Here is a 14,868-nt window from a genome sequence, read left to right on the forward strand (position 1 = left end):
GCCATGTTCCGCGCCACGCTCTGGTTGACCTTGGTGACGGTGGCCGGGCTCGCGCTCGGTTTCGGCCGCGAATGGCTGTTGGTTGATGCCTGGGGCGCAGGTGCACGCAGTGATGGTTTCCTGGTCGCGTTGTTCCTGCCCGAAGCCATCCGCATGACGCTGGCTGCAGGCCTGTTGTCGTCCGCCGCATTGCCGTTGTACCAGCAGTTGCAAGGCCCGCGACAACCGGCATGGGTGTCCACGCAGATGCTGAGTCTGCTGCTGGTGGGCGCGCTGATCGCGATTGCGCTGGCGGCAGGCGCGGGCATCTGGGTCCGCTTGATCGGACCTGGCCTGGTGACGGGCGTGCAGCATACGGCCGCGTCCAGCCTGTTGATTCTGTCCTGCGTGGTACCGATGCTGCTGGTGCATGCATTGGCAGCAGCGATAGGGCAGGCCCAGCAACGCTTCCTGGTGGCTGGCCTGGGTTCGTTTCTGTACAACCTGCCGGCGGTGCTGTTGCTGTTGATGCAGCGCTCGGCAACCAACGAACGCGATCTGGCCTGGGCCTTTGTTGCTGGTGCGGTGTTGATGCTGCTCTCGGTGCTGCCGCTGCTGTGGCGCGGTGGCTGGCGGCCGTGGCGTTGGCACTGGCAGCAAGCCGATGCGTATGGCTTGTACCGTCGGCTAGGGCCGCTGCTCGCCAGCGCAGGTGCCAGCCAAGGGCTGGTCTTGCTGGAGCGCATATGTGCCTCGTTCCTGGGTGAAGGCGCGATCACGCTGGTCAATCTGGCACGCAAACTGGTCAACCTGCCACTGGTCGCGCTGATGAGCCTCAACCAGGTGGTGCTGGCGCGCATGGCGCAGCTGGGCGAAGACGAGGCCGCTCGACGCAACGCACTACGTCTCGGGCTGCTGGTGACGGCTACCCTGACCATTCCCGCCGCGGCTGGCATGATTGCCAGCGCGCCATCGCTGGTGAAGCTGTTGCTGCCTGCAGGCATGGAGCAGGGCGCGTTGCCGATGTTGCTGGCGTGGTTTGCCTGCGTGATTGTATTTGGCGCGTGGAATGCGTTGCTCGCGCGCTACGCTTATGCGGTTGGCAACACCGTGTTGCCGATGCGCTACGAATTGATGGGCAGTAGTCTCAATGCGCTGGTGTTGTTGCTGGTGCCCGCGGTCACTGGCATCGCGGGCATCGCTTGGGCAGCGCTGGCCGGCTGCCTGCTCACGGCCTATCTGTTCCTGCGCCGCTACGCGCTGCTGGCCGACTCCTTGATGCTGCGCCTTCCCGTGCTGGCGGTGCTGGTGCTGGGGATGGCGATGGTGCTGCTCAAGCTCGTGCCGGGTATCTGGACGCAGATGATTGTGGCGTCGGTGTATGCGCTCGCGTGCTCGCTGTTGTTGGCTGGCTGGAGTGTGCGGGCGGTTCGAAGCCAGAGTACTCCACGCGTGCCTGCAGCCTGATACCAGCATTGACCGCGAGGGCTCGCGGTACTCGCGCGACTTCACGATTCGCGAGTCCTTGCACGTCGACTGATCGGCGCGGGTCGCTGGCGTCAAGGGTTGCAGCCCAACAATCGGATGACCATGGAAAAGTGGGACGGAGCCCGGCAGGCCTTTCAGGTCTGCCGGCTTCCGTTGCGGGTGTCACGGGTAGGTGACCACTACCAGATAGCCTGCTTTTGCCTGTTGCCCCGGGCTGGGCTGCAGTGCGTAGCTCTTGGAAAAAAAGCGCTCGTGTGCTTCGCCTTGATGTGCCGCAAGCCCAACCTGCGCTTTGTAGGCGGCCAAGGTGATGACATCGCCGGTGGCCAGAGTGGATACCTCCAGCTGCGCGCCTTGCGCAGACATCGGGCAGGTATCCAGGTTCAGTTGTCGCTGATCACGCACCAGCCCAATACTGCAGCCTGAATCAACTACGCGTCCCACGAAGCGAATGGTGCCTTGACTGGCGTTGGCTGCCGAAGTGATGGAAAGCAACGCCGCACCGAGCAGGAGAGAACGAATCATGGCCGTACTCCGCGTTTGGGAGCTTCAGTAGGCGCCTGCGCGAAACGCAACAGAAGAGGCAACTTGCCGTTCTGCTCGCGGACATCACGCGTGTTGAGTGATCACGATCAAGTCGATCATTTTCCACGGCAGATGAGACGTCTGGTCGATCGACTGTACCGAGTGAAATCCGGATACACGAAAGGGCACACATGTGCTGCATGTGCAGCTGTCATGCGAAAGGCTGTCGCAGATTTGATTGGAACGGCTAATTGGCAATTAATGTGGAGAGCGTCACATTTGTTCCTGATAACTTCTCGTCCAGTTCTCGAACAGCAGGTGTCGAGTCCTGATCGGGAAGCGAGTCAAGGATTGAGTATTGCTTCGTTGAATTCCTTGCTTGCCCCGGACCCACTTCCACTCCATCAGAGCAAGGTAATCGCAATGCGCAACGTCAACATCATCGCAGTACTCCTGCTGGCAGCAGCACCGCTCGCCGCAAGCGCCGCTGACGGCACCATCACCTTCAATGGTGAAATCACCGACAAGACCTGCACCGTTTCCACGCCGCAGGGCAAGGACTTCACCGTGACCCTGCCGACGGTGGGCGCCAGCGCGCTGGCGGCCAGTGGCCAGGTTGCCGGCCGCACGCCGTTCTCGATCAATCTGACCCAATGCGATGCTGGCAGCGTGGCGACCTACTTCGAGCCGGGTGCCACCATCGATGCCAGCAGCGGTCGCTTGAACAACACCGCTACCGCCAACGCTGCGACCCAGGTGCAGCTGCAGCTGCTTGGCAGCAACAACCTCGCGCTGCCGGTCGCCGCTGGAGGCGCGGGCCAGCCGCAGACCAACTCGCAATGGGTCACTGTTGCTGCCGATGGATCGGCAAACCTCAACTACGCGGTCGAGTACTACGCCCAGGGCGCGGTCAGCCCGGGTGAAGTCACCAGCAGCGTGAAGTACACGATCATCTACAACTGATTGCAGTTGCCGTCACCCTCGGTCGGCGATGCGGCCGGCCGAGGGATATCTTCCACGCATAGAAGCAGCGACTGCGATGAAAGCACAAATTCCAGTGACACTGCTTGGCGCAGTGTTGATGGCGTCGTTTTCCCCGTCGGCCATGGCGGGCGTGGTGATCAGCGGGACACGGGTGATCTACCCGGAGCAGGCGCGCGAGATCACCGTCCAGGTGAACAATGTTGGCGAGGCGCCATCGTTGGTACAGGCGTGGATCGACAGCGGCGACCCCGAGCAGACGGCAGAAAACAGTGACGCTCCGTTCCTGCTGACGCCGCCCATCGCCCGGGTTGAGGCAGGGCGTAGCCAAGCCTTGCGGGTGATCTTCACCGGTGCGGATCTGCCGAAGGATCGCGAGTCACTGTTCTGGTTGAACGTACTGGATGTCGCGCCATCGCCGAAGGAAACCGGTGAAGAGCAGAACTATCTGCAGGTGGCTTTCCGTTCGCGGATCAAGTTGTTCTACCGCCCCAACAGGCTGCCGGATACCGCCAATGATGCGCCGCCGAAACTGCGCTGGAGTTGGTCGGGCGGAAAGCTGAGGGCAGACAATCCCACGCCTTACCACGTGACCTTGGCGGAGGTGCATGCAATCAGCGCCAGCGCAGACAGGCTGGTTGAAGAGAAAGGAAAGATGGTCGGCCCCAACCAGCAGTTGACGTTGGATGCCACCGGTCCCATGGACAAGGTGCGCTTCATCACCATCAACGACTACGGCGGACGGGTGGAGAACAGCGCCAGCGTATCGGCTGGCCCCTGAGTAGCAGCTCGATGGATCGAGCGGTATCGCAGTTGCGATCGTTCTGAAGGAAGCCGGTGTGATTGAGAGCAGGTTGTCATCATCAATTCGGAGATCGATCTTCGATGCTGCAACGGGCAGGGAGCGAATGCTGCCCATGTTCCTGCTTGTCGCAGGCGCTGCGCTGCCCTTGCAGCTATGGGCGGCGCCGGCAGCGTCTCCCGAGCCAAGCGCCAATCTGGGCGAGCAGGCGTTGCTGGTGAGCGCAGGCCCGTCGAGGCGCGCTGCTCCCGAAGTGGCGCAATTCGACTCCAACTTTCTCTCCGGCTCCGGCACCAAGGTCGATCTGTCCGCTTTCAGCAATGGCAACCCGATGGTGGCGGGCGACTACCGCGTGGATATCTACGTCAACGGCAGCTGGAAGGGGCGCCGTGACCTGCCGTTCCGCGCCAACCGGCAGGGCGAGGTGGGTGCCTGCCTGGACATCGCGCTGCTCGAGGAACTCGGTGTAGATACCGAGCAGCTGCAGGCGGCCGCCGCCGACGGCAATGCAGAAAGCGTGTGTTACCAGGTGCAGGAGCGCATGCCAGATGCATTCGGTATCTATGACAGCGGCAATCTGCGCTACGACCTGAGCATCCCCCAGGTCAATCTTCGCCGCGAGGCGCGCGGTTACGTGAATCCTGCGCTATGGGACCGCGGTATCAATGCGGGCTTCGTCGGCTACAGTTTCAACATGGTGGATGGGCAGACGCGTGGCGCGTTTGGTCAACGCAACCGTAGCGCCTATCTTGGCCTGAACGTGGGTCTGAATCTGGCGGGCTGGCAGCTGCGCCAGGACTCGAACCTGACCTGGAACGAGGGTGATGGCAGCCATTGGCAGCGCATCGCGACCTATGCCCAGCGAGGATTCGCAAGGGTGGGTGGAGCGCTCACTGTTGGTGAGGCCTATACCAGCGGTGAGTTGTTCGATTCGGTAGGTTATCGCGGCGTCAGCCTGGCGACCGACGATCGCATGCTGCCCGATTCGCTGCGTGGGTACGCGCCCGTCGTTCGTGGTATCGCCGAAACCAATGCGCGCGTAGAGATTCGCCAGAACCAGCAGCTGATCTACTCGAGCACGGTATCGCCTGGCAGCTTCGTTATCGACGATCTGTATCCGACCGGCTATGGCGGCGATCTGGAGGTCAGTGTTGTCGAGGCTGATGGTCGCACGCGCTCCTTCAAGGTTCCGTTCGGCGCGGTGGCGCAGATGCTGCGCCCGGGGATGTCACGCTATGCGTTCACCGTCGGACAGGTGCGCAACGAGAACCTGCTGGATGAGCCCTGGTTGGCGCAGGGCACCTACCAGCGTGGCATTGGCAATCGTCTGACCTTGTATGGCGGCGGCTTGCTGAGTGAGAACTATGGTGCGCTGCTATATGGGGCAGGACTTGCAACGCCGGTAGGCGCATTGTCGTTCGACATGACGCACGCACGTTCGCGCTTCCAGGGAGGTGAGGACAAGTTGGGCGCGAGCATGCGGCTGAGCTATAGCAACCTGATTGGTCAGCTGGGTACCAATGTGACCCTGGCGGCATACCGGTATTCAACCCGCGGCTACTACAGCCTGCAGGATGCATTGAACCATCGTGATGCAATTTCGCGTGGCTTCGACGCGCAACGCTACGGGCGGCAACGCAGCCAGTTCCAGTTGACCTTGAATCAGCCGTTGGCCAAGGGCTGGGGTGCGCTGTATGTAACGGGATCGGTACGTGATTTCTACGATATCGCAGGTAGCAGCGTGCAGTACCAGGTGGGTTACAACAATGCCTGGCGCGCGGTGAATTTCGGTTTCTCTGCGGTGCGTACCGAAGTCGGCCTGCCTGCGGTACGTGATACGCAATATCTGCTCAGCATGAGCATGCCATTGGGCAGGCGGAATCGATCGATGTCGCTTAATGCAGATATCGGCATTCGCGATAGTGGTGCGCGCAACCAAGCCGGTGGCTATGACAACAGCCGAATCGGTATCAGCGGGTCTGCCGGCGTCGACTACAACTTTGACTATGGGCTGACGTTGGCAGACAGCCGTAGCGGGAGCACCAGCGTCATGGCCACTGCGGGTTATCGTGGCCGTTACACAAGCCTCAATGGCGCCTATGGCTACTCGGATGACTTCCGCCAGTTGTCGCTGAGTGCAAGCGGCAATGTGGTGATGCATGCTGGCGGGGTTACTTTCGCACCGTATCGCGGCGACACCATGGTGTTGGTGCATGCGCCGGGAGCGGCTGATGCGCAGGTGACCAATGCACTGGGTCTACGTGTGGATCGGCGCGGTTATGCCGTTGTGCCGTATGTGTCGCCCTTTCGGCTCAATGCCATCACCCTGGATCCAGGAGACATGCCGCGCGATGTTGAATTGGAGTCGAGTAGCCAGTCGATAGCACCCTACGCTGGCGCTATCAGTCTGCTGCGCTTCCAGACGCGTAGCGGACGCGCGCTGCTGATCAGCGTGAGAGGCGCAGCGGGGAAATCGCTACCGTTGGGTGCCTCAGTCAAGGATGAGCAGGGGCAGCTGGTTGGCCTGGTTGGGCAGGGCGGTCGCCTCTATGTTCGTAGTGACCGCGATAACGGCAGGCTGCAAGTTGAATGGGGATCGCAAGCATCGCAACGTTGCGTGTTTGACTATCAGGTGGCGGCTGTTCCTGGGCAGGATCAGTTCGGAGTAACTTCATTGGAGACGGTATGCCGGTGATCCATCCAACGGTGCATTTGCTTGCTGCAACCCTGCTCGCAGTGCTGGGAGCAACTTATTCCCAACATGCGTCAGCGAACTGCCGTGTCAATCCATTAGTGAGCTTTTCCGCGCAGAACATCGACATCAATCTAGGCGAAATCAGTGTTCCATCCAGCTTGCCGGTTGGGGGGGTGATTCTCACACGTACCTTCAGCATCAGCCCGACGAGCGCGAATACATTCATCTGCGATCCGTTTGGACCAAACAGCTCTTCATTGGCTATTTTTCAAGCTACTTCCAATGGCTATGTCCCAACGGTGCCGGGGGGGCTTACTACTGCGGTGCCTGGGATTGGAATCAGAATAACGCAGACCTTGACTGGCGATAGTGGACCCAAATCGGTCAACTACACTGCGGAAATATATTATCGGATTGGGCAAGTTCTGGGTATTCCAGCATCCACTGTAACCGTCGAATTGATCAAAACCAGCGCGACGGTAGGCAGTGGCAAGATTGGGAATGATGGCATCTTTGCGGGGCAGGTGCTGAATAATGCAAGAACTCCCATGGTCACGCTGAACCTTCGCAACGGGGGCGCAATCATCAAGTCACCCACCTGCAAAGTCAGTGCTGGTAGCCAGAACATCGCTGTGAATTTTGGTCCCGTGTCGAGCAATGCGTTCTCCGGAGTTGGGGCCATTGTAGCGAATCGAGACTTCAATATTGAGCTTGATTGTCAAAGCTCCGATGTAACCACTTCCACGGTGGGAATTCGTGTGGATGCTCTTCAGGATGCCTCCAATCTTCCGGGCGTGTTGCCATTGACCGCGATGGTAGACGCCGCATCAGGCGTCGCGATTCAAATGGTCAGGCGCGAAGGTGCAGGGGAGCAGCCGTTGAGATTTGCCGAGAATGTCGTGCTGGCGACGGGGGCTATGAACGCAGGGAAATTGACATTGCCACTACGGGCGAGATACATCCAGACACGTGCGGGGCGGGTGATTCCAGGCAAGGCCAATGGCATGGCGACGTTCACTATTCAATACAATTGATGAGCAGTTCTTGTTAGGCAGCCTGCGCTGCTTACTGGTGATGGATGTTGCTGTGGATGGGCGGCTGCGGATGTCCGATGCGGAAACACTGCAGCAGGGTTCAAGGCACAGCATTGTTCTTCGACTTGTGATCGTGCGGTGTTCGAGCGAGCGCGGGGACGATCTGCTCCCGCTAGCTGGATTGTTGTTCAGTAGTGAAGTGTTTCTGCTTCGTGTGGCTACAAGAATGGGATGTCGTGCGTCCAATCCGACATCAATGATGTAATCGATATGCCTGGTTGCGTTCGACCCAATCAGCAAACGGAGGTGCTTGCCTATGTGCTTGGCTATGCCGATCAAGGTGCTGGCTGTCTGAATTGAATCATTGGCTTTCCCTGCGGAAAGTGGATAGGCGTTGTGGCGTCGCGGGACGGCGTTCCTTCCGCTGCATCACTGTTTGCCTCCCTGATTTGAACCTGACCTTCAACCACAGCTGACGCCACGCGTCGGATCGCACTGCAGTCAACTGCAGCCTGCGCTCGTACGAAAAGCCTGTTGAGCATGTTCGGCCGCGCTGCATGTACAGCGGGCACGACGCAGGTATGTGCGAAACATGATCAGTCGACCAGCCGCCTGCGCGCTGCGCCAGGTGATGGTCGCTGTTGACTTTGCGGCCTCGCTTTTCAATCGCGGGTCCAGCAGCTGTAGTGCTGCCGGCTTTCATAACGAAGGAGGCTATATGTCGTCGATCCACGAGCTCGCCTGCTTGTTGCGGGCAGTGTTGTCTGCGGTTGTGTTGGCGTCGCTGGCGCCTGTGGCGCAAGCCGCGTGTACGCTGAGTGCCGACTTTTTCGTGCCGCAGGATGTGCAGATGGATATGGGGCAGCTGGTGATACTGCCTGGTTTGCCGGTGGGCGGGCTGATCAAGGAGCTGGTGGTGAACATAGATCAGCGTTCCGGCGTAGGCAGATGTACCAGGGCCAGCAGTGTCATCGGTGTCTACAACAATGCTCGGCAACAGATACTGGTGCCGGGGTTGGACAATGTCCGTGCGACCGATGTGGCGGGTATCGGCATTCGCGTCTATCGCGACTCCGGCGAGGTCAAGGCTTACTATCCGCACGTATACCCGGTGAACACCGACGGTGCGGTGAATCTTGCTGGTGGCTTCTTTCGCGTCGAGTTGATCAAAACGGCGGCCGTCACCGGCTCCGGATTGATCGCTCCCAGCGGCAGATTCACAACCTATTATTTCGATGGGGATGGGGTCGGCAAGCCCATACTGGTATCGACGTTTAGAGGGACGGGCACCACGGTGGTGAACCCAACGTGCTCGGTGCAAGCGGGCAGTCGCAATATCGTGGTCGAGTTTGGATCGGTGCCTGCCAGCACATTCACCGGCGTGGGTACGCGCGCGATCAATCGCGATTTTGATATCCGCCTGGACTGCCAGGGCAGCAATGTCGCGCAATACCAGAGCCGGATTGGCATACGGCTGGATGCGTTGCAGGAGGCATCCAATCTGCCGGGGGTGCTGCCCTTGAGTGCGATTGCCAACTCGGCTGCGGGCATCGGTATCGAGCTGGTACAGCGCAATGGCACTGCCGAGAAAGCAGTACGGTTTGCCGAGAACATCGATCTCGGCGTCAGCGTGGCCGGCGCCAGCACCATGAGCCTGCCGTTGCGCGCCCGCTACATCCAGACCCGGGCGGGCAGGGTGACTCCCGGTAGGGCCAACGGCACGGCGACGTTCACCATTCAATACAACTAGGACGGCATCGAGCTCGCACCGGCTGCAGTGGATGCTCGTCCGCAGCCTCCGGTGCCCATTTTCAGTGGTGGGCGTTCCCGGGCGGCGAGGCCGCTGCGGGTGGGCGTTGTCAGATCAGGGTTCCGGGAGCGATAGCGGAGATTCTCCGCCTCGTTCTAGAATGCTGCCTTGCCATCAACGGGGGCGATGCATGGGGATGCACGTCGACACCAGCTGTATCAATTGTGATCGCGCAACCAGCGGTCCTGAGCAGAAGTACTGCCCGAGCTGCGGCCAGCCGACGCCGGTGCACCGCATCGATTGGCATTTTCTTGGCCATGAGCTGGAGCACAGTGTGCTGCACATGGACCGGGGCATCCTGTATTCGCTCAAGCAGCTGATGGGCCGGCCGGGCCGGCTGCTGCGTGATTACATCGAGGGAAGGCGTGGCAACCAGGTCAAACCGCTGCTGCTGATCACGATGATGTCGGCGGCGGTGCTGCTGTTGAACCGCCTGCTCATCGGAACCAGCATCGTCGACGGCGGTGCATCCGAAGCACTGCTTGCTGGCCAGACATTGCCGGCTGAGATGCAACGGTTCATGGATGCCTCGCGCACCGTCGGTGCCTGGATTGAGTCCCACTTCGCAGCGTTCACTCTTATGTTGCTGCCGATCGAAGCCCTGGTGTTCCGGGTGGTCTTCAACCGCTACAGCAAGCTGAATTATCCGGAGTGGCTGGTGATCACCACGCTGCTGACCGTGCAGACCTTCGTCATCTGGTCGGTATTGGTGCTGCTGCACCGCTGGGTCTCGCATACCCAGGCGCTGGCTGGCGCGTTGGGCATGATCTACACCGTGGTTTCGCTGGTGCAGTTCTTCAAGCAGCAGCCGATCTGGTCGACCGTGTGGCGCAGCGTGTTGGCACTGGCGGTGTTCTCGGTGGCCAGTGGCATGCTCGTGTTCGCAGGGACCCTTGCCGTGATGGGGCTTGGCTGACCTCTGCCGCTGCTGGCGCTGCGCCGGCCCCCTGCAGTCACTCCAGTGCATACCTCAGCACGAACAGCCCGGCCACCAGCCACACCGCCGGATGCACTTCTCGCCAGCGGCCGGTACCTGCCTTCAGTGCTGCATAGGCGATGAAGCCGAAGGCCAGGCCATTGGCGATGGAGTAGGTGAACGGCATCGCCAGCGCACACAGCGCGGCGGGAACCGACTCGGTCAGGTCATCCCACTTCACTTCCACCAACTCGCGCAGCATCAGGCCGGCGACGAACAGCAGTGCTGGCGCGGTGGCATAGGACGGCACCATCGCCGCCAGTGGCGAGAACAGCAGCGCCGCCAGGAACAGCGCGGCAACCACCAATGCGGTCAGGCCGGTGCGGCCGCCCACCTGCACGCCGGAGGCGCTTTCGGCAAAGGCGGTGGTGGAGCTGGTGCCCAGCAGCGAGCCGGCGACAATCGCGCTGCTGTCGGCCAGCAGGGCGCGGCTGAAACGCTTCTTGCCGTCTTCCAGCTTCAGCAGCCCGGCGCGGCCAAGCACGCCGTACAAGGTGCCGGTGGCATCGAATACTTCCACCAGCACGAACACCAGCACCACCTGCAGCAACACCGCCAGCGGCGCACCGCCGTCGTGATGCAGCAGGCCAGGCAGGTCCAGCTGCAGGAAGGTCGGGGCCAGGCTCGGCGGCAGCGAGACGATGCCCTGGTACTGCACCGAGCCGATCGCCCAGCCAATGCCGGTGACGGCGAGGATGCCGATCAGGATGGCGCCGCGCACCTTGCGCGCTTCGAGGATGGCGATCAACAGGAAGCCGGCCAGGGCCAGCAGCGGCGGCGCGGTATTGAGCGGCCCCAGCGTGAGCATGGTGTCTTCATTGGCAACGATCACGTTCGATTTCTGCAACGCGATGATGGCCAGGAACAGGCCAATACCGGCGACGATTGCCGAGCGCAGCGAGGCGGGAATACCGGCCACCAGCCAGGCGCGGATGCCGGTCAGCGACAACACCCAGAACACGATGCCGGAAATGAACACCGCTGCCAGCGCCTGCTGCCAGGGCAGCCCGGCAGCACCGACCACGGTGAAGGCGAAGAACGCATTCAAGCCCATGCCCGGTGCCATGCCGACTGGATAGTTGGCTGCCAGCGCCATCACCGCCGAGCCGATTGCTGCTGCCAGGCAGGTTGCCACGAACACCGCGCCCGGGTCCATGCCGGTGGTGCCGAGGATTTCCGGGTTGACGAAGACGATGTAGGACATCGTCAGGAAGGTGGTGATACCGGCCAGTACCTCGGTACGGACGCTGGTGCCGTGCTGTTGCAGTTTGAAGATTCGGTCTAGCAGGGACATGGGGAATTCCGTGGATTGCAGGCTGTGCCCTCTCGCTGGGTTGGAGAGGGGGCCGGAGGCGGGAGCGGGGCGTGCTGCCATCCGTCGCAGGAAACGAAAACGGAGTCCTGCCTTTTCTTCTCCCGCGTGCGGGAGAAGGTGCCCCGAAGGGGCGGATGAGGGGGAGCTTCACCCGCTCTTCAGCTCTTTGCGCTTTTCTGACCAAAGCAAACGATGGCAGTTTCCTGCGCAGAGCTTGCCCTCACCCCAACCCCTCTCCCGCAGGCGGGAGAGGGGCTTTGAAGCGAAGAGCGCGCTGTTCGGCGCCATCGCCAAAAGCAGACGGCCGCACTGGGCGGCCGTCTGTCGGGTATTACTTCAGTGCCTTGAAACGCAGGCGCTTGGGACCGGCATCGTCGCCGAGGCGACGCTTCTTGTCCTCTTCGTACTCGCGGTAGTTGCCCTGGAAGAACTCGACGTGCGAGTCACCTTCGAAGGCAATGATGTGCGTGGCGATGCGATCCAGGAACCAGCGGTCATGCGAAATGACGAAGGTGTTGCCCGGGAACTCCAGCAACGCATCTTCCAGCGCACGCAGGGTTTCGATGTCCAGGTCGTTGGACGGTTCGTCGAGCAGCAGCACGTTGCCACCCTGCAGCAGGGTCTTGGCCATGTGCAGGCGGCCACGCTCACCACCGGACAGCGAGCCGACCAACTTCTGCTGGTCCTGGCCCTTGAAGTTGAAGCGGCCGATGTAGGCACGCGACTGGATCTCGACACCGTTGATGTTGAGGATGTCCAGGCCACCAGCGATTTCCTGGAACACGTTGTGGTTGCCGGTCAGCGCGTCGCGGCTCTGGTCGACGTAGGACAGCTTGACGGTCGGGCCGACCACGATCTCGCCCGAATCCGGCTTTTCCTGGCCGGTGATCATCTTGAACAGGGTCGACTTACCGGCACCGTTCGGGCCGATGATGCCGACGATGGCACCCGGCGGGATGATCATCGACAGGTTGTCGAACAGCAGGCGCTCGCCGAACTTCTTGGAGACGTTCTTGAACTCCATCACCGAGTTGCCCAGGCGCTCGCCCGGCGGGATGAAGATTTCATTGGTCTCGTTGCGCTTCTGGTAGTCAACGCTCTGCAGCTCTTCCAGGCGGGCCAGACGGGCCTTGCCCTTGGTGCGGCCACCCTTGGCGTTCTGGCGCGACCACTCCAGTTCCTTCTGGATCGCCTTCTGGCGAGCCTTTTCCTGGTTGTCTTCCTGCTTCAGGCGCTCGTCCTTCTGCATCAACCATTCGGTGTAGTTGCCCTTCCACGGAATGCCGCGACCGCGGTCCAGTTCCAGGATCCACTCGGCGGCGTTGTCCAGGAAGTAGCGATCATGGGTGACGGCCACCACGGTGCCGGTGTAGCGCGCCAGGAACTGCTCCAGCCATTCCACCGACTCGGCGTCGAGGTGGTTGGTCGGTTCGTCGAGCAGCAGCATGTCCGGCTTCTGCAGCAGCAGGCGGCACAGTGCCACGCGGCGCTTTTCGCCGCCGGACAGGTTGCCGATCACCGCGTCCCACGGCGGCAGACGCAGCGCATCGGCGGCCACGTCCAGCTGGTTCTCCAGCGTGTGGGCATCGCCAGCGGCCAGGATGGCTTCCAGCCGTTCCTGTTCCTTTGCCAGTGCATCGAAGTCGGCGCCTTCCTCGGCATAGGCGTCGTAGATCTTGTCCAGCGCGGCCTGGGCCTGCAGCACTTCGCCCACGCCTTCCTCGACCGCTTCACGCACGGTCTGGGCCGGGTCCAGGCGCGGTTCCTGCTCCAGGTAGCCGACCTTGATGCCAGCCTGCGGGCGGGCCTCGCCCTCGAAATCGGTGTCCACGCCGGCCATGATCTTCAGCACGGTGGACTTGCCGGCGCCGTTCAGGCCCAGCAGGCCGATCTTGGCACCGGGGAAGAACGACAGCGAGATGTCCTTGATGATCTGCCGCTTGGGCGGGACCACCTTGCTGACGCGGTTCATGGTGTAGATGTATTGCGAGGACATGACGTCTCCGTAGCGCACGCCTGCGCCCGGTCCAGTGAGGACAGAGCCAAAGGCAAAAGGGAATCCCCGATTATAACCGGAACCCCGGCATGGCCGGCGGCGACGGGTGGGGCGCTTGCTGATTTATGAATGGGAAAGGCCGTAACCGTTTCCAGCCGGAAACCGTTCAGATCAAGTGAGCATTATGGAAACCGTCCACCAACCCAGTGAGGGCCACCCATGAAGATGAACCGCTTTGTTGTCGCCGCGATGACCACCGTATTGGCGTTAGGTGCCACCGCCCCGGCCTTTGCGGCGGGTGACCGTGACGACCACGACCGTGGCCGCCACGGCTGGGATGACCGCGGCAGGGGTCATGATCGCGGCCGCGGCCATGACCGCCACGAGCGCCGTGATGACCGTCGCCACTACGCCAATGGCTACCGTGAGGGTTACCGCGACGCCCGCTACAACGACCGCCGCTACTACGCACCGCCGCCGCGCGTGGTGTACCGCCCGTATGGTTTCGAGCGCGGCCACCGCTACAGCAACTACTACGGCGGTCCGGTATATGTGGTCAACGACTACAACCGTTACCACGTGCGCCGCCCGCCCTACGGCCACCGCTGGATCCGCGACGACCGCGGCAACATGCTGATGGTGGCCATCGCCACCGGGATCATTGCCGACATCGTGTTCAATCACTGATCGCCGGCTGGCTGGCAGGAAAGGGCGCATCCATGGGGTGCGCCCTTTTTCATTGCGCAGGATTCATCACTTGGGCTGCATGCCCAGGCAGCTGCCCCGCTGCGCACCGGTGCAGGCTGCCGGTTGACTTATCCCGCCATCGCTGACCGAGATCAACGGGCTGGGGGCTGCCGCTGGTAGCGGGGTAGGGGCCCGCGGAAGGCCGGCGGCGATCACCTGTGCTGCCAGCGCCGCTGCCTGGGGGGATGCGCCGGCCACCTCGAGTTGGCCGCCCTGGTAATGGATGACGTAGTTGCCCAGACGGGCACCAACGGCATCGCTGGCGAAGATCTCGTACCTGCCGGGCTGAGCTGAAGCATCGCTGCCGGCGCTGAGCAAACGCACGCTGTCGATGGTATCGCCGTTCTTCAGCCCGTTCACGGCGTAGCGATGCAGGGGCAGGCTTTGTCCTATCCACTTCCACATGTCGGTTGCGGTGATGGTGAGTTCTGCCTTGCCCACAGCCAGATTGCCGTCGACATAGGTGACGTTGTAGTTGGACAGGCCGGTACCGTCGGCATTGCTGGCGGTGATGGTGTAG

Annotated in this window: 12 protein-coding genes; 8 read left to right on the forward strand and 4 right to left on the reverse strand. The window is 61.6% G+C overall.

Going from position 1 to position 14,868, the window contains the following annotated elements:
• Positions 1-3 precede the first annotated feature (3 nt).
• The gene (locus AC1VWL_RS06665) at positions 4-1,446 is read left to right on the forward strand and encodes a lipid II flippase MurJ (protein WP_482986186.1); all 1,443 of its coding nucleotides are present in this window, start codon (positions 4-6) and stop codon (positions 1,444-1,446) included.
• A 183-nt stretch (positions 1,447-1,629) separates the two neighbouring features.
• Here the strand turns inward: AC1VWL_RS06665 and AC1VWL_RS06670 are convergent, their stop codons facing one another.
• Complete coding sequence (locus tag AC1VWL_RS06670; protein ID WP_482986187.1) at positions 1,630-1,992, reverse strand: hypothetical protein; 363 nt, start codon at positions 1,990-1,992, stop codon at positions 1,630-1,632.
• Between the two features lie 423 nt (positions 1,993-2,415).
• On the opposite strand from AC1VWL_RS06670, the gene AC1VWL_RS06675 reads away from it, so the two are divergent.
• The 6 genes from AC1VWL_RS06675 to AC1VWL_RS06700 all read left to right on the forward strand — a co-directional run bounded on the left by AC1VWL_RS06675 (position 2,416) and on the right by AC1VWL_RS06700 (position 10,230).
• Positions 2,416-2,955, forward strand: a complete 540-nt coding sequence (locus AC1VWL_RS06675) for a fimbrial protein (protein WP_482986188.1) — start codon at positions 2,416-2,418, stop codon at positions 2,953-2,955.
• Between the two features lie 76 nt (positions 2,956-3,031).
• Positions 3,032-3,754, forward strand: a complete 723-nt coding sequence (locus tag AC1VWL_RS06680; protein WP_481533354.1) for a fimbrial biogenesis chaperone — start codon at positions 3,032-3,034, stop codon at positions 3,752-3,754.
• Between the two features lie 136 nt (positions 3,755-3,890).
• On the forward strand, positions 3,891-6,470 hold the full coding sequence (locus tag AC1VWL_RS06685) for a fimbria/pilus outer membrane usher protein (protein WP_482986189.1): 2,580 nt from the start codon (positions 3,891-3,893) through the stop codon (positions 6,468-6,470).
• Positions 6,461-7,504: a fimbrial protein gene (locus tag AC1VWL_RS06690; protein ID WP_482986190.1), complete on the forward strand. Its 1,044-nt coding sequence runs from the start codon at positions 6,461-6,463 to the stop codon at positions 7,502-7,504. Before AC1VWL_RS06685 ends, AC1VWL_RS06690 begins: the two co-directional genes overlap by 10 nt.
• Before the next feature lie 718 nt (positions 7,505-8,222).
• Positions 8,223-9,254, forward strand: coding sequence for a fimbrial protein (locus AC1VWL_RS06695; RefSeq protein ID WP_482986193.1), 1,032 nt, complete (start codon positions 8,223-8,225; stop codon positions 9,252-9,254).
• A gap of 190 nt (positions 9,255-9,444) precedes the next feature.
• Positions 9,445-10,230, forward strand: a complete 786-nt coding sequence (locus AC1VWL_RS06700; RefSeq protein WP_482986191.1) for a DUF3667 domain-containing protein — start codon at positions 9,445-9,447, stop codon at positions 10,228-10,230.
• A 37-nt stretch (positions 10,231-10,267) separates the two neighbouring features.
• Here AC1VWL_RS06700 and AC1VWL_RS06705 read toward each other — a convergent pair whose 3' ends face one another.
• Positions 10,268-11,584 (reverse strand): NCS2 family permease, encoded by a 1,317-nt coding sequence (locus AC1VWL_RS06705; protein ID WP_282266305.1) that lies wholly within the window; start codon positions 11,582-11,584, stop codon positions 10,268-10,270.
• A 352-nt stretch (positions 11,585-11,936) separates the two neighbouring features.
• Entirely contained in the window at positions 11,937-13,601 is a 1,665-nt protein-coding gene (gene ettA / locus AC1VWL_RS06710; RefSeq protein WP_282266307.1) for an energy-dependent translational throttle protein EttA, read from the reverse strand.
• A gap of 219 nt (positions 13,602-13,820) precedes the next feature.
• Between ettA and AC1VWL_RS06715 the strand changes: the two genes are divergently transcribed.
• The gene (locus AC1VWL_RS06715; protein WP_481533359.1) at positions 13,821-14,288 is read left to right on the forward strand and encodes an RcnB family protein; all 468 of its coding nucleotides are present in this window, start codon (positions 13,821-13,823) and stop codon (positions 14,286-14,288) included.
• Positions 14,289-14,354: 66 nt separating this feature from the next.
• Here AC1VWL_RS06715 and AC1VWL_RS06720 read toward each other — a convergent pair.
• The coding region (locus AC1VWL_RS06720) for an MBG domain-containing protein (protein ID WP_482986192.1) at positions 14,355-14,868 on the reverse strand (514 nt) is incomplete at its 5' end.

The sequence above is a fragment of the Stenotrophomonas sp. STEN063 genome (genome assembly GCF_056854515.1).

Bases quoted from the DNA above. Each gene is read 5' to 3' on its own strand.
- AC1VWL_RS06675 (WP_482986188.1), top strand. From the start codon at position 2,416: ATGCGCAACGTCAACATCATCGCAGTACTCCTGCTGGCAGCAGCACCG.
- AC1VWL_RS06670 (WP_482986187.1), bottom strand. From the start codon at position 1,992: ATGATTCGTTCTCTCCTGCTCGGTGCGGCGTTGCTTTCCATCACTTCG.
- AC1VWL_RS06690 (WP_482986190.1), top strand. From the start codon at position 6,461: ATGCCGGTGATCCATCCAACGGTGCATTTGCTTGCTGCAACCCTGCTC.
- AC1VWL_RS06695 (WP_482986193.1), top strand. From the start codon at position 8,223: ATGTCGTCGATCCACGAGCTCGCCTGCTTGTTGCGGGCAGTGTTGTCT.
- AC1VWL_RS06715 (WP_481533359.1), top strand. From the start codon at position 13,821: ATGAAGATGAACCGCTTTGTTGTCGCCGCGATGACCACCGTATTGGCG.
- AC1VWL_RS06685 (WP_482986189.1), top strand. From the start codon at position 3,891: ATGTTCCTGCTTGTCGCAGGCGCTGCGCTGCCCTTGCAGCTATGGGCG.
- AC1VWL_RS06700 (WP_482986191.1), top strand. From the start codon at position 9,445: ATGGGGATGCACGTCGACACCAGCTGTATCAATTGTGATCGCGCAACC.
- ettA (WP_282266307.1), bottom strand. From the start codon at position 13,601: ATGTCCTCGCAATACATCTACACCATGAACCGCGTCAGCAAGGTGGTC.
- AC1VWL_RS06705 (WP_282266305.1), bottom strand. From the start codon at position 11,584: ATGTCCCTGCTAGACCGAATCTTCAAACTGCAACAGCACGGCACCAGC.
- AC1VWL_RS06665 (WP_482986186.1), top strand. From the start codon at position 4: ATGTTCCGCGCCACGCTCTGGTTGACCTTGGTGACGGTGGCCGGGCTC.
- AC1VWL_RS06680 (WP_481533354.1), top strand. From the start codon at position 3,032: ATGAAAGCACAAATTCCAGTGACACTGCTTGGCGCAGTGTTGATGGCG.